Here is a 19,882-nt window from a genome sequence, read left to right as displayed (position 1 = left end):
AAATTAATATTAAAAGTATAGTTTTTATGGTAAAATGAATAATAGTACAATAAAGAACGAGGAGAGATGTAAAATATGAGCTTTATGGATAGTTTATTCAACATGGCAGATAAAAAAGAATTGAAAAAGTTCAATAAGACTGTTGATATAATAGATTCATTAGAACCTAAATTTGAATCTATGGCAGACTCGGAACTTAAAAATATGACAAATACATTTAAAGAAAGATTAGAAAATGGAGAAAGTATAGATGATATACTTCCAGAAGCATTTGCAGTAGTCAGAGAGACTTCTAAAAGAGTATTAGGTCTTAGACACTACAGAGTTCAAATGATTGGAGGTATAGTATTACATCAAGGAAGAATAGCTGAGATGAAAACAGGTGAAGGTAAAACTTTGGTTGCAACTGCTCCTGTTTATTTGAATGCTCTTACTGGAAAAGGTGTACATGTTGTAACGGTAAATGATTATCTTGCAAAACGTGATAGAGACCAAATGGCAAAAGTTTATGAGTTTTTAGGAATGAGTGTAGGTGTTATTGTACATGGTCAAAATCCAAAAGTTAGAAAAGAACAATATGATTGTGATATAACTTATGGTACAAATAATGAATATGGATTTGACTACTTAAAAGACAATATGGTAATACACAAAGAGCAAAGAGTTCAAAGAGGATTAAATTATGCGATAGTGGATGAGGTCGACTCTATACTTATAGATGAGGCTAGAACACCACTTATTATATCTGGGCCTGGAGATAAATCAACTCACCTATATTCAGATGCAAATACATTTGTGTTAACTTTAAAACCTGATGACTATGAATTAGAAGAAAAAGATAAGGCTGTATCTCTAACAGCATCAGGTATACAAAAAGCAGAAGTATATTTTAATGTTGATAATATAACAGATATATCTCATACAGAGTTATATCACCATATAAATCAGGCTTTAAGGGCACATGTAATAATGAAAAAAGATGTTGATTATGTTGCTAAAGATGGAGAAATAGTAATAGTTGATGAGTTTACTGGTAGACTTATGTTTGGTAGAAGATATTCAGAAGGCTTGCATCAAGCAATAGAAGCAAAAGAAGGTCTTAAAATACAGAGAGAATCTAAAACACTAGCTACTGTAACATTCCAAAATTACTTTAGAATGTATAAAAAACTTTCAGGTATGACTGGTACAGCAAAAACAGAAGAAGAAGAGTTTAAAGCAATATATAAAATGGATGTCTTCCAAGTGCCTACTAATAAGCTTATGGTAAGAGAAGACTTGCCAGATTGTGTATATAAAAGTGAGATAGGTAAATTTAATGCTGTAGCTGAAGAAATAATTGAAAGACATAAAGTTAATCAACCAATACTTGTAGGTACAGTTTCGATAGAAAAGTCAGAACTACTATCACAAATATTAAAGAAAAAAGGTATTAGACATGAAGTATTAAATGCTAAACACCATGATAAAGAAGCAGAAATAATAGCTCAAGCAGGTAGACTTGGAGCTGTTACAATAGCTACTAACATGGCTGGTCGTGGTACTGATATAGTTTTAGGTGGGAATCCAGATTTCTTAACTAAGAGAGAAATGAGAAGAAATGGATTTAAAGAAGATGTAGTAAATAGAGTTGATACTCCAATAGAAGGAATACCTGTGGCAGGAAATGAAATTTTATTTGAAGCTAGAGCAGAGTACGAAAGATTATATAAACAATTTAAGCAACAAACAGAAGACGAACAAAAACAAGTAGTAGAAGCAGGTGGACTTGCTATAATTGGTACAGAAAGACATGAATCTCGAAGAATAGATAACCAGTTAAGAGGTCGTGCTGGTCGTCAAGGTGACCCAGGTAGCTCAAGATTTTATATAGGTCTTGATGATGACCTTATGAGATTGTTTGGAAGCGATAGAATATCTGGAATCGTAAATAAAATAGGTCTTGAAGAAGACATGCCTATAGAACATAGAATCTTATCTAAGTCTATTGAAGGTGCACAAAAGAAAGTCGAAGGTAAAAACTTTGGAATAAGAAAACATGTACTTCAATATGATGATGTTATGAATAAGCAAAGAGAAATAATATATGCAGAGAGAAAACGTGTATTAGAAGGTGAAGATTTACAAGAGCAAGTACAATCAATGACTCATTCTATAATAGAAGAATCAGTGACTCTTTATACAAAAGATAAAGGATTTGATGAAGAAGGATTTAAGGAACATATGTATAATCTGTTCTTACCAAAAGGTAGTATAGAAATCCCAGAGATAGAAAAGCTTAATCCAGTTGAAATAACAGAAAAAGTTTATGAAATAGCTATGAAGATATATACTGCAAAAGAAGAACAAATAGGTTATGAAAGAATGAGAGAAGTTGAGAGAGTTATCTTACTTCAAGCTGTTGATAATCATTGGATAGACCATATAGATGCAATGGATCAATTACGTCAAGGTATAGGGCTTCGTGCTGTAGGTCAACAAGACCCAGTTATTGCTTATAAAATGGAAGGTTTTGATATGTTTGATGAGATGAATAAACATATCAAAGAAGATACTGTAAGATATTTATTTAATATAACAATAGAGGCTCCAGTAGAAAGAAAAGCAGTTGTAGATGTTGAAAATCTAACTTCTCCCTCAGATGGAACTCTTCCAACAAGTAAAACTATTAAAAAAGATGAAAAAGTTGGAAGAAATGATTTATGTCCTTGTGGAAGTGGTAAGAAATATAAAAACTGTTGTGGAAGATAGTTTTGGAGGATTAAATGTTAAAGATACAAGAGTATAGACATAGTGTGGAGCAAATAGCTTCAAATTTAGAAGAATTGAGGGTTTCTCTTTGACGTAGCTTCATTGATGGAAAAGATAAAAATTAATGAAGAGAAGATAAATAAACAAGATTTTTGGAATGACAATGAAGTAGCGCAAAAAGTACTTCAAGAAAACAAAGCTTTAAAAGAAACTATAGATGAATATGAAAGTCTAAAAAACTTATTAGAAGATGTAGAAGTATTGATTGAAATAGGCCTAGAAGAAGAGGATGATTCTGTTGAAAAGGATATAGAAATGTCTATAGAATCAATAGAAGAAAAATTATCTGAGATGAAAATAAAAACTCTTTTAAATGGCGAGTATGATAAAAATAATGCTATATTATCTATAAATGCTGGAACTGGGGGTCTAGATGCTCAAGATTGGGCTCAGATGCTTTTAAGAATGTATATAAGATGGGCAGAAGGTAAGGGTTATAAAGTTAAGCTTTTAGATATAATATCAGACCCTGAAGCGGGAATAAAGACAGCTACAATTCTTGTAGAAGGAACCAACACTTATGGATATTTAAAAAGTGAAAAAGGGGTTCATAGATTGGTAAGAATATCTCCATTTGACCCATCAGGAAAGAGACATACTTCATTTGCTTCTATAGATGTAACACCAGAGTTAGATGAAAATATAGAAGTAGAAATTAATTCATCAGATTTGAAGATAGACACATATAGAGCGTCTGGTGCTGGAGGACAACATGTAAACACAACTGATTCAGCTGTTAGAATAACACATATTCCTACTGGTGTAGTGGTTCAGTGTCAAAATGAAAGGTCTCAACATTTAAATAAAGATAGAGCTATGAGACTTTTGATGGCAAAATTGATAGAGTTAAAAGAATTAGAGCAAAAGGAAAAAATAGAAGATATACAAGGCAAATACTCACAAATAACGTGGGGTAGCCAAATTAGGTCCTATGTTTTCCAACCATATAAGTTAGTCAAAGACCATAGGACAAATGCTGAGTTTGGAAATGTAGATAGTGTGATGAATGGAAATATAGACTTGTTTATCAACGAATACTTAAAAATGAATAAGACAGTTTAATAAACAATGTACAGTAATTAGGATAGATATATAAGAAGGTTAGTGCTTACTATGCACTTTACAGCACTTAGGCTGAGGACTACAACCCTCAGCCTTCGTTCTGTTTGTTATACTTATGAAAAAACTAACATTAGGAGTGAAAAAAATTGGATATAAATCAAATCTTAAAAAATGAATTTAATCTCAAAGATGAACAAATAAATAATACGCTAAAGCTTATTGATGAAGGAAATACAATACCATTTATAGCTAGATACAGAAAAGAAATGACTGGTGAGATGAGTGATGTCACATTAAGGGAATTCTATGAAAAATTGATGTATCTAAGAAACCTTCAAAGTAGAAAAGATGATGTAGTTAGATTAATAGATGAACAAGGAAAATTAACAGATGAGATAACACAAAATATAGAAAAAGCAAAAACACTACAAGAAGTAGAAGATATATATGCTCCATATAAACAAAAGAAAAGAACTAGAGCAACAATAGCAAAAGAAAAAGGGTTAGAAAATCTAGCAGTATCAATACTAGAGAGTAATCTAGATAATATAGATTTAGAGGCGAAGAGTTATATAAATGAAGAAAAAGAAGTAACTTCTGTTGAGGATGCCTTAAAAGGTGCAAGAGATATAATTGCAGAAACAGTTTCAGATGATGCGAAGATTAGAAAATACATAAGAGAGCTTGCTTTAAGAGAAGGAATGATAGTTAGTAAAAGTTCTACTGATGAGAAATCAGTTTATGATATGTATTACGATTATAGTGAAGCAGTGAAAAGTATGGCTCCACATAGAGTTTTAGCAATAAATAGAGGAGAAAAAGAGAATTTTTTAAAAGTTAAATTAGAAATAAATAATGATAAAGTTTTAAATTATATAGTAAATGAATATGTAAATGATAAAAACTTTAAGAATAAAGATGAAATTGTAAGTTCAATAGAAGATTCATATAAAAGATTAATTTTCCCATCGATAGAAAGAGAAATAAGAAATCATCTGACAGAAATAGCTCAAGAAAGGGCTATAAGTGTATTTGGAAAAAATGTTAAAAGTTTATTACTTCAACCACCAGTTAAAGATAAAGTAGTTATGGGATTTGACCCTGCATTTAGAACTGGTTGCAAAATAGCGGTTGTAGATAAAAATGGTAAATTATTGGACTATACAACAGTATATCCAACAGACCCTCAAAATAATGTAGAAGGGGCCAAGAAGACTTTAAAAGAATTAATTGAAAAATATAATATAGACATAATTTCAATAGGAAATGGGACAGCATCAAGAGAGTCAGAAACATTTGTGTCAGAAATGATAAAAGAGATAGATAGAGACATTCAATATGTTATAGTCAGCGAAGCTGGTGCATCAGTTTACTCAGCATCTGAACTCGCAAATGAAGAACATCCAGATATAAATGTATCAATAAGAGGAGCTATATCTATAGCGAGAAGACTACAAGACCCCTTAGCAGAACTTGTGAAAATAGACCCTAAGAGTATAGGTGTAGGCCAATATCAACATGACTTAAATAAGAAGAGATTAGAAGAAGTATTAAATGGAGTTGTTGAGGATTCCGTAAATAGTGTTGGAGTAGATTTAAATACTGCATCATATTCTCTATTAGAGCATATTGCAGGAATAAGTAAGGTTATCGCAAAAAATATAATAGCATATAGAGAAGAAAATGGAGACTTTACATCAAGAGTACAACTGAAAAAAGTAAAAAGACTTGGCCCTCAAGCATTTACTCAATGTGCTGGATTTATGAGAATCTTAGATGGAAAGAATCCTCTAGATAATACAGGTGTACATCCTGAAAGTTATGATATATGCAAAAAAATGATTGAAATAATAGGATATTCTTTGGATGATGTAAAAAATAAAAATATAGAAGAAATAGATGAAAAAGTTAAGGAAATTGGTTTGAGAGAATTAAGTGAAAAATTGGAAGTAGGCCAAGTTACTTTAAGAGATATCATAGCTGAGATTAAAAAACCAGGAAGAGACCCAAGAGAAGAAGGAATAAAGCCTATACTTAGAACTGATGTCCTAAAAATTGAAGATATACAAGAAGGGATGTCTTTAAAAGGTACAATAAGAAATGTTGTAGATTTTGGAGCATTTGTAGATATTGGAATAAAAAATGATGGGCTAGTTCATAAATCAGAAATGAGTAATAGCTTTGTAAAAGACCCTATGAGTATTGTTACAGTAGGTGATATAGTAGATGTAAAGGTAATTGGAATTGATTTAAATAAAAAAAGAGTTGCATTATCAATGAAAAAATAGGTTAATTTATGTTTAGTTATGATACTTATGTGTAACAATTATAAATGTAAGTAGCATAATAAAAAATTTAAGAAATTATGAAATGAGATTGTAAAGAGATAATATTTAAAATAGTTAGTATAGTATTGAAAATCAGGAGGAAAATGAATGGTTTTTATAAAAAATGGTAATATAAATACCATAACAAATGGAATAATTCAGGGGGATATACTTATAGACCAAGGAAAAATAATAGAGATAGGAAAAGACTTAATAGCACCTTTAGATGTAGAGGTGATAGATGCAAGTGGTAAATTTGTGTTTCCAGGGTTTATAGATGCCCATACTCATTTAGGATTGTGGGAAGATGGTATAGGATTTGAAGGAGCAGATGGAAATGAAGAAACTGACCCAATAACACCACAATTAAATCCTATAGATGGGATTAATCCAATGGACAGAACATTTAAAGAAGCTTTTGAAGGTGGTATAACTTCTGTATGTACAACTCCTGGAAGTGCAAATGTTATGGGAGGTCAATGTATAGCTATAAAGACCTATGGGAAAAGAATTGATAAAATGGTAATAAAAAATCCAGTAGCATCTAAAATAGCCTTTGGAGAAAATCCAAAAAGCTGTTATGGTCAAGATGATAAATCTCCACAAACTAGAATGGCAATAGCTTCATTACTTAGAGAGAATCTTAAAAAAGCAGAAGAATATTTAGAGGAAGTCGACCTGTATGAAAGTCATGATGATGAAGATTGTGAAAAACCTGAATATGATATAAAAATGGAAAGTTTAATACCCGTTTTAAGAGGAGAAATTCCTTTTAAAGCACATGCCCATAGAGCTGATGATATGTTCACAGCCATAAGGATTGCAAAAGAGTTTAATTTAAAGCTTACATTAGACCATTGTACAGAAGGTCATCTTATAGTGGAGGAGCTATTGGAAGAAGGATTTCCTGTAATAGTAGGGCCATCATTATCAGAAAGGTCTAAATTTGAACTTAGAAATTTAACGTTTAATACAGCTGGAATACTTTCAAATGCAGGACTTGATGTATGTATAATGACAGACCATCCAGTAATACCAGTTCAATATCTTCCAATATGTGCAGGGATAGCAGTTAAGCATGGAATGAAAGAAGAAAAAGCAATAGAATCCATTACAATAAATCCAGCTAAGACTCTAGGAATTGAAGATAGAGTAGGTTCTATAGAAGTTGGTAAAGATGCAGATATAGTAATTTGGGATAATTCTCCACTAGAGATTCAAAGTAATGTACTTTACACTATAATAAATGGGAAAGTAGTGTATGAAAAAAAATAACTTGACAATTATTAAAAAATTAACTAATATAAGAGTGTAAGGAAAATTAAAAAATCAAAGAAGATCTTCGGGGCAGGGTGAGATTCCCTACCGGCGGTATAGCCCGCGAACTACTTATGTGGTTGATTTGGTGAAATTCCAAAGCCGACAGTAAAGTCTGGATGAGAGAAGATATTTATGGAATATAAATAAGTTTATTTTAGTTTGTTTAAACTATATCCATAAAAACTCGAAGATAAGGTCTTCGAGTTTTTTGTTTTTCCTAAAAAAATATAAATATATTTATTAGGAGGATAATAATTATGCAAAGTACAGCAAAAAGAAGTAATATGATTTCAACAAGAACTTTAGTAGTAATGTCAATTTTATCAGCAATATCTTATTTACTAATGTTTATTCAAGCACCAATACCAGGTATATTTCCAGATTTCTTAAAAATTGACTTATCAGATATTCCAGCAATATTTGGAGGGATGTCTTTAGGACCATTAGTTGGATTTGGAATAGTTGTAGTAAAAAATATACTACAAGCGATTACAGCAACAACAACTGGAGGAGTAGGAGAGTTTGCAAATATATTAATTGGTGGTTCTTATGTAATGATACTTTGTTATTCATATAAGAAAAGTAAAGATTTAAAAGGCATATTAATTGGATTTGTATTAGGAACAATAGCTATGACTATAATTGGCTCAGTGTTAAATTACTTTGTAATGTTACCACTTTATGGTCAATTTATGGGACTAGATGCTATAATAGGGTTAGGTTCAGCTATAAATCCTAAGATTCATGACCTATTTACTTTTGTAATTTGGATGATAGCTCCATTTAATGTACTAAAAGCTGTGATAATATCTTTAGTAACATTACCACTTTATAAAAAAATGGGAAATGTAATAAAAAAATAATCAGACAAGAAAATATAAAATTTTAAAATTAAATATATTGGAAAGCCATAATTTATTTATAACTTCAGTCTCATGTTGTGATTGATGTATTAAATACATTATGGCTTTATTAATTTATCAAAAAATGTATTTAAAATAAGAAATATTTAGACAGATTTAATTTTTAAAATAAAGGAAGAATTAAAACGATTAACTATTAAAATACTAAAAAGGTATCTACAATATGCAGAGCGAATTCATAATAGACAAAAAATAAAGTTATTATTAAGAATAAATAATGTTTTGAATTGTAATTCTTAATAATAACTAATTTAATGATGATAGGAGAGTAGATTTATGAAAGTATGTAAAAAAATGAAAAAAGTATTTTTAGACGATAAAGGGTATTATTTTAATAGTGATTGGGAAAATATTCATATAGGCATTGATAGTAAAATGTTAGGAGATTCTTTAAAGTATATTACGAATGAATATATTGAAAATATGGAAAGAGTGAAGTATGACTATCATGAATTAGAAAATATAAATAATCAAACAGATGGTATGTGTATTTTAGCTATAAGACAGAATTATAAAGCTTTGAAGTATGTAAAAGAGCAAACAGAAGAATTATGTTTAGAAGCTATAAGGTACAATTATAGAGCACTTGAATATGTAAAAGAACAAACTGAGTATATATGCCTTGAAGCAATAAAAAAGGATTGTAATGCACTTAAGTATGTAAGAAATCAAACAGAAGAACTTATTATAAAAGCAATAAGATGTTCTTCTAATATAGATGTTGTAAGTATATTAAAAGCTTTAGAGGTTCAAACAAGAAAAATATGTTTAGAAGCAATTAAAAAAGATGGCAGGTGTCTTGCATATGTTAGAGAACAAAGTGAAGAATTATGTATAGAAGCAATAAAACGAAACTATAAAGCACTTAAATATGTACAAAACCAAACAGAAAAAATGTGTATTGAAGCTGTAAGTCAAAATGGTATGGCATTACAATATGTAAATCAGCAAACAGAAAGAATATGTTTAGAAGCAGTTAAACAAGATGGAAGAAGCCTACAATTTGTTAATAATAAGACAGAAGAAACATGTATAAGAGCTATAAGATACTTGGATAAAAAGTACAATATTAAAGATGTACTAAATTACATAGATAACTATACAGAAGAGATATGTACAGAGATTGTAAGACAAAATGGAAAGATGCTTATGTATATAAAGAATCAAACAGAAAAAATGTGCATTGAAGCAGTAAAAGAAAATTATAAATCTCTCAAGTATGTAAAAGAGCAATCAGAGGAAATATGTAAAGAAGCCCTGAAACAAAATTGTAAGGCAAAAGAATATGTAAGGATTGCTATTGATGATTATATATAAGTTTTAATAGAATCATCAATATTGAAAGATAAACAAAAAAGATAAATAGAAGTACTTTATAATAGTTGGGGCTTATACTATAATTAATTAAGCAGTGATATAAATTCACACGACGATTATATCAAGATGGAGATGAATTAATGGCAAAAATATATTTAGAAAATGAAAGTAAAACTAGAGAAATAGGATATAAATTAGGTAAATTATTAAAAGAAGGTAGTGTAATTTGTTTAGTGGGGGATTTAGGAGCTGGAAAGACCACAATGACACAAAGCTTAGCAGACTCATTAGGTATAAATGGTTATATAACAAGCCCAACTTTTACTATAATAAACGAATATGAAGGAAAAATACCTTTGTATCATTTTGATGTTTATAGAATTGGTAGTAGTGATGAAATGTATGATATTGGATATGATGAATATATAAATTCAAATGGAATCTGTATAATTGAATGGGGTAATTTAATAGAAGATATACTTCCAAAAGAATATTTAAACATAGAATTAAGGTACAAAGATGAAGGAAGAGAAATGATATTAACTCCAAAAGGAGATTATTATAAAAGTATAGTTGAGGAGTTGATTAAATAATGAAGATATTAGGTATAGATACATCTTCTATGGCAGCAAGTGTAGCAGTTGTTGAAGATGATAATTTAATCTGTGAGTTTACAGTAAATAACAAAAAAACTCATTCACAAAAGCTTATGCCAATGATAGAAAATATGTTGGATATAAGTGATTTAAACATAAAAGAGATGGATTTGTTAGCTATATGTATAGGCCCTGGTTCATTTACAGGTCTTAGAATAGGTATGGCTACAGTAAAAGCTATAGCTCATGTAAATAATCTACCAATAATAGCAGTAAATTCTTTAGAATCTTTAGCAGGTAATATGAATTTATGTGAAAGAAAAATATGCTCTATATTAGATGCACAAAAAAATCAGGTGTATTCAGCTAAATATAAGTTTGAAGATGGAGAGTTAATAGAGTTAGATAGTGTCGATGTTGTAGAATTTGAAACTTTACTAAAGGAAATTAAATCAAGTGATGAAGAATTTATAATAGTTGGAGAAGCTGTTTATAAATATAAGGATGAGCTAGAAAACGTAAAAAATATAAAGATACCTTCACCAGCTCATAATGTATCTAAAGCAGGAAGCTTATGTTCTGTAGCACTAAATAAATATAGTAAAAATATAGATGTACATACTTGTTATACAATAAACCCTATGTATATCAGAAAATCTCAGGCCGAAGTACAATATGACGAAAAAATGAAGAGGATAAATAATGAAAGATAATACAAAACAAATAATAGATGATGTAAAAATAGAAGAAATGACTATTAAAGATATAGATGAAGTTTTTGAAGTGGAAAAAAATTGTTTTGAAGATTATTGGTCAAAAGAATCTTTTAGAAAAGAGTTATCTAATGAAGTAGCAAAGTATATAGTAGCAAAACTAGATGGAAAAGTAGTTGGATATGTTGGAATTTGGCTTATACTTGATGAAGGTCATATAAATAATGTGGCTGTTCATAGTGACTATAGAGGCAAAAAAATAGGAGATAAGTTAATAAAAAGATTAGTTGATTTATGTAAAGATAATAATATTGCGTCTATGACATTAGAAGTTAGAGCATCAAATAAAATAGCACAAAATCTATATAGAAAATATGGATTTAAAATGGGTGGAATCAGAAAAGAATACTATAATGATAACAAAGAAGATGCAATTATAATGTGGAATCAATTAAAAGAGGTGTAGAGTTTATGGGTGATATAATAACATTAGCTATAGAGAGTAGCTGTGATGAAACAGCTGCATCAGTTTTAAAAAATGGTAGAGAAGTACTTTCAAACATAATCTCTACTCAAATAGAAACACATAAAAAGTTTGGCGGAGTAGTACCAGAGGTGGCTTCAAGAAAACACGTTGAAAATATTGATATAGTTGTTCAAGAAGCTTTAGATGGGGCAAATATAGGATTTAATGATATAGACCACATTGCAGTTACATATGGCCCAGGACTAGTAGGGGCTTTATTAGTAGGATTATCTTATGCTAAAGCACTTGCATATACATTGGATATTCCTCTTGTAGGAGTAAATCATATTGAAGGACATCTAAGTGCAAACTATATAGAGCATAAAGATTTAAAACCTCCTTTTATAACATTAATAGTATCTGGAGGTCATACTCACTTAGTAGAAGTTAAAGATTATGGTAAATATGAAATTTTAGGAAAGACTAGAGATGATGCATCTGGAGAAGCCTTTGATAAGATTTCAAGGGCTATGAATTTGGGGTATCCAGGAGGACCTATTATTGATAATTTAGCTAAAAAAGGGAATAAGCATGCTATAGAATTTCCAAGAGCTTATTTAGAAGATGATAGCTATGACTTTAGTTTTAGTGGTCTAAAATCTTCTGTATTAAATTATTTAAATGGAAAAAGGATGAAAAACGAAGAAATAGTAGTTGAAGATGTTGCTGCATCTTTTCAAGAAGCAGTAGTTGAAGTTTTAGCTACTAAAGCATTAAAAGCGACAAAAGATAAAGGTTATGATGTTATAACTCTTTCTGGTGGAGTTGCTTCCAACTCTGGTCTTAGAGCTAAAATAACAGAACTTGCAAAAGAGAGTGGAATTATAGTTAAATATCCTCCTTTAATTTTATGTACAGATAATGCTGCTATGATAGGTTGCGCAGGATATTATAATTTTATAAACAATAAAACACATGATATGAGTCTGAATGCAGTTCCGAATCTTAAGATAAACCAGTAATATAAACTAAGTTTAAAAATATATTGATCAAGTATTTTTATAAAATTAAATATAGTATATGTTAAAGCTTAAAACAAGACAATGGACAATCTTTATATTTTAATAAATCAGTAGGTTTTTAGATATTTAGATATAAGGTAAATTTATGGTCTAAAATGTTTTAAGTTTTATTTTTTTGTAGAAAGATTATTTTAGAAAGTGGGTAATAGACTCTTTTTTTCCCTTCTTAAAAAGTTTTATACTAAGTATAGAAAGTTTAAGGAGGGGAAGAAATGAGTCAAAGTAAAGAAGATAAAATAAGAAGTATTTTAGAAGTAAAAAATATTAAAGCAAATTTTCAAAATCAGGAAAATTTAGATGAACTTAGTGAAAAAAAAGCAAGTAAAAGAGCAGATGATTTATTGAATGTATATTACAATACATTGTCTACAGCTGATATGGAATTTCCATATTGGTACAATAGAGAATATAGAAAATCAGATGGGGATATAGCAGTAGTTAGAAGAGCTAAAGCTCTTAAAGCTGCTTTTTCTCATATGACACCAAATATAATACCTGGTGAGAAGATAGTAATGCAAAAAACACGCCATTATAGAGGTTCTTTCCCAATGCCTTGGGTAAGTGAAAGTTTCTTTGTTGCTCAGGGAGAACAAATGAAAGAAGAAGCAAAGAAATTAGCTAGTAATACAGCAGATGAGCTTACAAAATTTGGTTCTGGTGGAGGAAATGTAACTGAAAGTTTTGGAAATGTTGTTTCAATAGCTGGTAAATTTGGAATGAGAAAAGAAGAAGTACCTGTTCTTGTAAAAATGGCAAAGGAATGGGTTGGAAAATCAGTTGAAGATTTAGGATTTCACTATGAAAAGATGATGCCAGATTATGATTTAAAAGAAAATTTAATGAGTACACTTATATGTATGTTTGATTCAGGATATACACTTCCTCAAGGTAGAGAAGTTATAAACTATTTTTATCCTTTAAATTATGGATTAGATGGAATTATAGAAATGGCAAAAGAATGTAAAAAAGCAGTTGCAGGAAATGCATCTGGAGATGGGCTTATCGGAATGGATCGTCTATATTTTTATGAAGCTGTTATTCAAGTCATTGAAGGGTTACAAGCTTGGATTTTAAACTATGCAAAACATGCAAAATATTTAGAGAGTATAGAAACAGATTTAGAATCAAAAAAAGAATATTCAGATTTAGTAGAGATATTAGAACATATTGCACATAAACAACCTCGTACATTTAGAGAAGCTCTTCAATTGACTTATACAATTCATATAGCATCAGTAAATGAAGATGCTATATCTGGTATGTCTATAGGTCGTTTTGGTCAAATTTTATATCCTTGGTATGAACAGGATATGGAAAAAGGACTAATTACAAAAGAAGAAGTTATTGAATTATTAGAACTTTATAGAATAAAAATCACTTGTATTGACTGTTTTGCTTCAGCAGGTGTAAATGGAGGAGTCTTATCAGGAAATACATTCAATACTTTATCTATAGGTGGGTTAAGAGAAGATGGTTCTACAGGAGCTAATGAATTAGAAGAATTATTATTAGAGGCAAGTATGAGATGTAGAACTCCTCAGCCTAGCTTAACTATGTTATATGATGAAAAACTTCCAGAAGATTTTTTAATGAAAGCTGTTGAATGTACAAAACTTGGTTCTGGTTATCCAGCATGGGTAAACAATTCAAATGGGACAACATTTATGATGAAGCAATTTGCTGATGAAGGAATGACTGTTGAAGAAGCTAGAGCATTTGCATTAGGTGGATGTCTGGAAACATCTCCAGGATGCTGGAAACAACTGACTTTAAATGGAAAGACATATTCTATTGCAGGTGGAGCAGGACAATCTGCTGGTTCTGGAGTTCACTTTATTGCTAATCCTAAAATATTAGAACTTGTTCTTATGAATGGTAAAGACCATCGTATGAATATACAAGTATTTGAACCTCATAATAAGCCATTAGATACTTATGAAGAAGTTGTAGAAGTATTTAAAGACTATTATAAACAAGCAATAAATGTTCTTGAGAGAGCAAATAATATTGAGTTAGATATATGGAGAAAGTTTGATACTTCTATAATAAATTCTCTATTAAAACCAGACTGTTTAGATAAAGGTCAACATATAGGAAATATGGGATATCGTTATAATGCAACATTAAATGTAGAAACTTGTGGAACTGTTACTATGGTTAACTCATTTGCTGCACTTAAAAAACTTGTATATGATGACAAAGCTTTTACAGTTGAAGAAATGAAGGATGCTGTATTAAATAATTTTGGATTTAAAGATGCATTAGAAGTTGGTAATTATTCTATGGCAGACCAAGTAAAAGTGGATAAGACTGGCAAATATGATGCTATTTATAAGGCCTGTCTTGATGCACCTAAATATGGAAACAATGATTTGTATGCAGATATGATTCTTAAAAATTATGAAATATGGCTAGCAAAAGTGTGTGAAGAAGCACAATCTTTATATGCTAAAAAAATGTATCCTTGTCAAATTTCTGTATCTACACATGGACCACAAGGAGCTGCTACTTTAGCTACCCCAGATGGTAGATTAAGTGGAACAACATATTCAGATGGTTCAGTTTCTGCATATGCAGGAACAGATAAAAATGGTGTGTATGCATTATTTGAATCTGCGACTATTTGGGATCAAGCAGTAGTTCAAAATTCTCAAATGAATTTAAAACTTCATCCTACAACTATTAGAGGACAACAAGGAACAAAAAAACTGTTAGATTTAACAAGAAGTTACTTGAGAAAAGGTGGATTCCATATTCAATACAATGTTGTGGACTCAGAAACTTTGAAAGACGCACAAAAAAATCCTGATAATTATCGTCAACTAATGGTACGTGTTGCTGGATTTACTCAATACTGGTGTGAACTAGGTAAACCAATACAAGATGAAGTAATTGCTAGAACAGAGTATGAAGGGGTGTAAAATATGAGAAAACATAGTGATTGTATGAATTTTTGCGCAGTAGATGCGACTAAAGGGATTTGTAGATTATCAAAACAAATGATTAATTTAGATGATGAAGCATGTTCAGAAATAAAAGTAATGCCAAAATGTAAAAATTGTAAAAATTTTGTTGATGCTAATGATGAAGGTATAGGTAAATGTGTTGGGCTAGAGAATGAAGATTGGGTATACTCAACATTAAACGCAATTACTTGTGAAGGGCATGTGTTTAATGAATAGTCAAAGACAATTAGAAGGAATGATTTTTGATATACAAAGCTTTTCAGTTCATGATGGGCCAGGTTGTAGAACAACTGTGTTTTTAAATGGATGTCCACTTAGTTGTAAGTGGTGTGCAAATCCTGAAAGTTGGACTGTTAGACCACATATGATGTTTAGTGAGTTGTCTTGTCAATATGAAAATGGATGTACTGTATGTCATGGTAAATGTAAAAATGGTGCATTGAGTTTTGACCTTGACAATAAGCCAGTCATAGATTGGGGCATATGTAAGAATTGTGAGAGTTTTGAATGTGTCAACTCGTGTTATTATAATGCGTTTAAATTATGTGCAAAGCCATATACTGTAGAGGAACTTGTAAAGGTGATTAAGCGTGATTCTAATAACTGGAGAAGTAATGGAGGAGTAACATTTAGTGGAGGAGAGCCACTACTTCAACATGAATTTTTACATGAAGTGCTATTAAAATGTCATGAAACAAATGTGCACACTGCTATTGAAACGAGTGCATGTGTTTCAAATGAAATTTTTAATAATATATTTAAGGATATCGACTTTGCATTTATTGATATAAAACATATGGATAGAGAAAAGCATAAGGAACAAACAGGTGTGTATAATGATTTAGTATTAGAAAACATATCAAATCTTGTGAACTCTGACTGGGGTGGAAGATTAGTACTTAGAGTACCAGTTATTTCAGGATTTAATGATAGTATAGAAAATATAAATGATATTATATCTTTTATGCATAAAAATAATTTAGTAGAAATTAATCTGTTACCATTTCATAGACTAGGAGAGTCAAAATGGATTCAATTAGGTAAAGAATATGAGTATTCTGATAAAGGAGATGTTGATGAAGAGCATCTTGAAGAATTACAGGACATATTTTTAGATAATGGCATAGCCTGTTATGTTGGGCATGAGACTGCTTTTTAGAAATAAATATTATGAAAATTAAATATTAGTTTGTAGAATCGAGTTATCGCATGAGTAAATTAAATTTGTTCTGTGATAGCTCTTTTTTACGTATTTTAATTAAGTATATTTTAACTTGTTTTATATAAAGTTTATATTTTAAGTTAAAAATATGTACGAGAATAAAGGTATACAAATACTCTTTTTTAGATAATATTTGAGTATAAATAATATATTTAGAATATTTTTTTTAATAAGGAAATATCAACAAAAGGGAAAATACTAAGAATATAACCATTACTATTCATGCTTTACTATGTAGTTCATCAAGTATTAATTAAAAATATAATGGACATAAAAAATATCATAAATATGTGATAAGATAAATATATAGAAATATTTTACTTATTTTTGGGTTGTTATATATTTAGGTACTGGGGTGATATAGTTGAACCAAGAAATATTTTTTAAAGTAATGAATGAAATATTGGAAAATATTGATGAAGGGGTACATTTTGTTAATAAAGAAGGGAAAACTATAATCTACAATGATTCTGTACAAAAAATGGAAAAAATGAATAGACATGATGTTTTAACTAATTCATTTTTTGATATAGTCAGCAAAATGAAAATAAATAGAAGTACACTAGTAGAAGTTTTGGAAAAAAGGGAAATTATTAAAGACAATATTCAAAAATATCTAGATAAAAATGGAAAAGAAATAACAGCAATAAATACTACGATACCAATTGATATTAAAGGAGAATTTGTAGGGGCACTTGAAATATCAAAGAATATGACAACTATAGAAAATTTATTAAACAGAAGCTATAAAAAAAATTTAATTAATAAAGTTGACAATAAACAAAAAAAGGGCTATGAATTTGATGATATTTTAGGGGAAAGTAATCTGATTAAAGAGGCAATAGCAAAATCTAAGAAAGCTTGTAAGTCTGATGCCTCAGTATTTATATATGGTGAAACTGGGACAGGCAAAGAGTTATTTAGCCAGTCCATTCACTATGGAAGTAATAGAAAAAATTATCCATTTATAGCACAAAATTGTGCAGCTTTACCAGAATCATTATTCGAAGGAATACTATTTGGAACTGCTAAGGGAGGATTTACAGGGGCAATAGACAGGCCAGGTTTATTTGAGCAAGCTAACAAAGGGACATTATTATTAGATGAAATAAACTCCATGCCTATTATGTTACAGGCTAAATTGCTAAGAGTTTTGCAGGAAGGTTATGTAAGAAGAGTTGGAGGGACTAAGGATATACCTGTTGATGTAAGAATTATTGCAACAACAAATGAAAGTCCAAAAGTTATTTTAAATGAGAATAAAATGAGAAAAGATTTATATTATAGGCTTAACATAATAGATATAAAAATTCCTCCTCTTAGAGATAGAAAAGAGGATATATCTGTATTATGCAAAAAATTTATTTCAAAGTATAATAAAAAGTTAAATAAAAAAGTAGTAGGTATTTCAGATGAAGCTATCAGGGTTTTAAAAAATTATGACTGGCAAGGGAACATAAGAGAACTAGAAAACATAATTTATTGTACTATGAGTATGATGGAAAACGAGATACAAATAGAAACAAGCATGATTAATTTAAATGACTATTACAATCTTAAAGAGAATAAAGAGGGGAATACTTATTCTTTAAATGATTTAGAGAATAAGACACTTAATAATGTTCTCAGTGAGATAGAAGAGAAGTATATATATGAATCATTAGAAAAGGCATCATATAATATAACTAAGGCTGCATCAATTTTAGGTATGAATAGGCAAAATTTACAATATAAAATAAAAAAATATAATATTAAAGTCCTATAAAGAAGTAAAATAAAGGCGCAAAATTATTATAAAAGAGCAAGTTTTTTTGCTCTTTTTTTATTTCTCAGAAAAAATATTATTTTTTATTTATGAAAATACATAACAAGATAATTATAGTTTCAACGTTCTAATAAATATTTATTTTTGTTTTGAAGTTGGCACGATTCATGCTTTAACTAATAATTAAGAATATAAATTTTTAGGAGGGTGTATATATGAGAAAAGTAAGAGTTGGTATATGGGGATTTGGAGCTATGGGGATAGGCATGGCTAATATGATTTTAAAAAAAGAAGGTATAGAAATAGTATCTGTTTGCAGTAGAAGTACTTCAGGTAAAAGTATGTATGATGTCCTAGGAATTGAAAGAGGAGAAAGAACAGAAGTTATTATCAATGGAAATTATGAAGAAGTTTTTAAAGAAAAAAGTGTAGATGTTGTTTTATTAGCAACTGATTCATTTACTAAAAAGGCTTTTGATAAAATAATGTTCTTATTAAATAGAAAAATAAATGTTATATCAACAGCAGAACAAATGGCATATCCACAAGCTGATGATGCAGACTTGGCTAAGAAAATGGATGAAGTTGCAAAAGAGAATGGAGTAAGTATTCTTGGAACAGGAATCAATCCAGGGTTTGTACTAGATTTACTAGTATTAGCGCTTTCAGGTACTTGTGAAGAAGTTAATAGTATAAAAGCGAAAAGGGTAAATGATTTATCACCATTTGGAAAATCTGTTATGGTAGAACAAGGTGTTGGAGTAACAAAAGAAGAGTTCATAAAAGGTGTAGAAAATAATACTATAGCAGGTCATGTAGGATTTGTAGAATCAATAAATATGATAGCTGATGGATTAGGATGGAAACTAGATAAGATAGAACAAACAAAAGAACCAATAATGACTACAGTAGATAGAAAATCTAAGTACGGAGAGGCATTGGCTGGAAATGTTGCTGGTTGTAGACAATGTGGATATGGATATGTAAATGGAGACGTTTTAATTGAAATGGAGCATCCACAACAGATAATACCTGAAGCAGAAGGTATTAAAACAGGAGACTATGTATCAATAAAAGGGATACCAAATATTGATTTACAAATAAATCCTGAAATACCTGGAGGGGTAGGTACTTATGCAATGATAGTAAACTCTATTCCATTAATAATAAATGCTAGACCAGGCCTTAAAACTATGCTGGATATACCAGTACCTAGAGCAATAATGGGAGATATAAGAAATCAGATAGAAATTGAGTTAGAAGAAGAGTCAAAAGCAAATTAATAAAATAACAGTTAGCTGATAAGGGGATG

Annotated in this window: 15 protein-coding genes and 1 riboswitch; all 15 genes read left to right on the top strand. The window is 29.8% G+C overall.

Going from position 1 to position 19,882, the window contains the following annotated elements:
* Positions 1-75: 75 nt before the first annotated feature.
* The 15 genes from secA (at position 76) to ord (ending at position 19,853) form a co-directional block, all read left to right on the top strand.
* A complete protein-coding gene (gene secA, locus IC218_RS16030) occupies positions 76-2,751 on the top strand; it encodes a preprotein translocase subunit SecA (protein WP_227434560.1) in 2,676 nt (891 codons plus the stop codon).
* A 14-nt stretch (positions 2,752-2,765) separates the two neighbouring features.
* A protein-coding gene (gene prfB, locus IC218_RS16025) for a peptide chain release factor 2 (protein WP_227434561.1) occupies positions 2,766-3,873 on the top strand; the annotation gives its coding sequence in 2 pieces (ribosomal slippage) (positions 2,766-2,840 and positions 2,842-3,873; 1,107 coding nt in all).
* A 146-nt stretch (positions 3,874-4,019) separates the two neighbouring features.
* The gene (locus IC218_RS16020) at positions 4,020-6,161 is read left to right on the top strand and encodes a Tex family protein (protein WP_227824880.1); all 2,142 of its coding nucleotides are present in this window, start codon (positions 4,020-4,022) and stop codon (positions 6,159-6,161) included.
* Between the two features lie 147 nt (positions 6,162-6,308).
* On the top strand, positions 6,309-7,475 hold the full coding sequence (locus IC218_RS16015; RefSeq protein ID WP_227824879.1) for an amidohydrolase: 1,167 nt from the start codon (positions 6,309-6,311) through the stop codon (positions 7,473-7,475).
* A gap of 59 nt (positions 7,476-7,534) precedes the next feature.
* A riboswitch (FMN riboswitch) is annotated at positions 7,535-7,652 on the top strand.
* Between the two features lie 125 nt (positions 7,653-7,777).
* Positions 7,778-8,383 carry an ECF transporter S component gene (locus IC218_RS16010; RefSeq protein ID WP_227434564.1) on the top strand — a complete coding sequence of 202 codons (606 nt, stop codon included), beginning with the start codon at positions 7,778-7,780 and terminating at the stop codon, positions 8,381-8,383.
* A gap of 336 nt (positions 8,384-8,719) precedes the next feature.
* Positions 8,720-9,760 carry a DUF4116 domain-containing protein gene (locus tag IC218_RS16005; RefSeq protein WP_227434565.1) on the top strand — a complete coding sequence of 347 codons (1,041 nt, stop codon included), beginning with the start codon at positions 8,720-8,722 and terminating at the stop codon, positions 9,758-9,760.
* A gap of 140 nt (positions 9,761-9,900) precedes the next feature.
* Positions 9,901-10,353, top strand: coding sequence for a tRNA (adenosine(37)-N6)-threonylcarbamoyltransferase complex ATPase subunit type 1 TsaE (gene tsaE, locus IC218_RS16000; protein ID WP_227824878.1), 453 nt, complete (start codon positions 9,901-9,903; stop codon positions 10,351-10,353).
* The gene (tsaB, locus tag IC218_RS15995) at positions 10,353-11,069 is read left to right on the top strand and encodes a tRNA (adenosine(37)-N6)-threonylcarbamoyltransferase complex dimerization subunit type 1 TsaB (RefSeq protein WP_227483550.1); all 717 of its coding nucleotides are present in this window, start codon (positions 10,353-10,355) and stop codon (positions 11,067-11,069) included. Before tsaE ends, tsaB begins: the two co-directional genes overlap by 1 nt.
* Positions 11,059-11,535, top strand: a complete 477-nt coding sequence (gene rimI / locus IC218_RS15990) for a ribosomal protein S18-alanine N-acetyltransferase (protein WP_227824877.1) — start codon at positions 11,059-11,061, stop codon at positions 11,533-11,535. Before tsaB ends, rimI begins: the two co-directional genes overlap by 11 nt.
* 5 nt (positions 11,536-11,540) lie before the next feature.
* On the top strand, positions 11,541-12,557 hold the full coding sequence (gene tsaD / locus IC218_RS15985; RefSeq protein ID WP_227434569.1) for a tRNA (adenosine(37)-N6)-threonylcarbamoyltransferase complex transferase subunit TsaD: 1,017 nt from the start codon (positions 11,541-11,543) through the stop codon (positions 12,555-12,557).
* A 272-nt stretch (positions 12,558-12,829) separates the two neighbouring features.
* Positions 12,830-15,538 carry a 4-hydroxyphenylacetate decarboxylase large subunit gene (gene hpdB, locus IC218_RS15980; RefSeq protein WP_227824876.1) on the top strand — a complete coding sequence of 903 codons (2,709 nt, stop codon included), beginning with the start codon at positions 12,830-12,832 and terminating at the stop codon, positions 15,536-15,538.
* 3 nt (positions 15,539-15,541) lie between these two features.
* Positions 15,542-15,799: a 4-hydroxyphenylacetate decarboxylase small subunit gene (hpdC, locus tag IC218_RS15975; RefSeq protein WP_227434571.1), complete on the top strand. Its 258-nt coding sequence runs from the start codon at positions 15,542-15,544 to the stop codon at positions 15,797-15,799.
* Entirely contained in the window at positions 15,792-16,742 is a 951-nt protein-coding gene (gene hpdA / locus IC218_RS15970; protein ID WP_227434572.1) for a 4-hydroxyphenylacetate decarboxylase activase, read from the top strand. The genes hpdC and hpdA overlap by 8 nt, the downstream gene beginning before the upstream one ends.
* A 427-nt stretch (positions 16,743-17,169) precedes the next feature.
* Positions 17,170-18,570, top strand: a complete 1,401-nt coding sequence (locus IC218_RS15965; protein WP_285894659.1) for a sigma 54-interacting transcriptional regulator — start codon at positions 17,170-17,172, stop codon at positions 18,568-18,570.
* A gap of 215 nt (positions 18,571-18,785) precedes the next feature.
* Positions 18,786-19,853, top strand: a complete 1,068-nt coding sequence (gene ord / locus IC218_RS15960) for a 2,4-diaminopentanoate dehydrogenase (RefSeq protein WP_227434573.1) — start codon at positions 18,786-18,788, stop codon at positions 19,851-19,853.
* Positions 19,854-19,882 lie beyond the last annotated feature (29 nt).

This window comes from Clostridioides sp. ES-S-0005-03, assembly GCF_020658455.1.
In the GTDB taxonomy this organism is placed as follows: Bacteria; Bacillota; Clostridia; order Peptostreptococcales; family Peptostreptococcaceae; genus Clostridioides.
This window is presented reverse-complemented; position numbering and strand designations above follow the sequence as displayed.

Excerpts from the sequence above, each read along its gene's own strand:
- hpdA (WP_227434572.1), top strand. The coding sequence starts at position 15,792 with ATGAATAGTCAAAGACAATTAGAAGGAATGATTTTTGATATACAAAGC.
- tsaB (WP_227483550.1), top strand. The coding sequence starts at position 10,353 with ATGAAGATATTAGGTATAGATACATCTTCTATGGCAGCAAGTGTAGCA.
- IC218_RS16015 (WP_227824879.1), top strand. The coding sequence starts at position 6,309 with ATGGTTTTTATAAAAAATGGTAATATAAATACCATAACAAATGGAATA.
- ord (WP_227434573.1), top strand. The coding sequence starts at position 18,786 with ATGAGAAAAGTAAGAGTTGGTATATGGGGATTTGGAGCTATGGGGATA.
- rimI (WP_227824877.1), top strand. The coding sequence starts at position 11,059 with ATGAAAGATAATACAAAACAAATAATAGATGATGTAAAAATAGAAGAA.
- hpdC (WP_227434571.1), top strand. The coding sequence starts at position 15,542 with ATGAGAAAACATAGTGATTGTATGAATTTTTGCGCAGTAGATGCGACT.
- tsaD (WP_227434569.1), top strand. The coding sequence starts at position 11,541 with ATGGGTGATATAATAACATTAGCTATAGAGAGTAGCTGTGATGAAACA.
- tsaE (WP_227824878.1), top strand. The coding sequence starts at position 9,901 with ATGGCAAAAATATATTTAGAAAATGAAAGTAAAACTAGAGAAATAGGA.
- secA (WP_227434560.1), top strand. The coding sequence starts at position 76 with ATGAGCTTTATGGATAGTTTATTCAACATGGCAGATAAAAAAGAATTG.
- IC218_RS16005 (WP_227434565.1), top strand. The coding sequence starts at position 8,720 with ATGAAAGTATGTAAAAAAATGAAAAAAGTATTTTTAGACGATAAAGGG.
- IC218_RS16010 (WP_227434564.1), top strand. The coding sequence starts at position 7,778 with ATGCAAAGTACAGCAAAAAGAAGTAATATGATTTCAACAAGAACTTTA.
- hpdB (WP_227824876.1), top strand. The coding sequence starts at position 12,830 with ATGAGTCAAAGTAAAGAAGATAAAATAAGAAGTATTTTAGAAGTAAAA.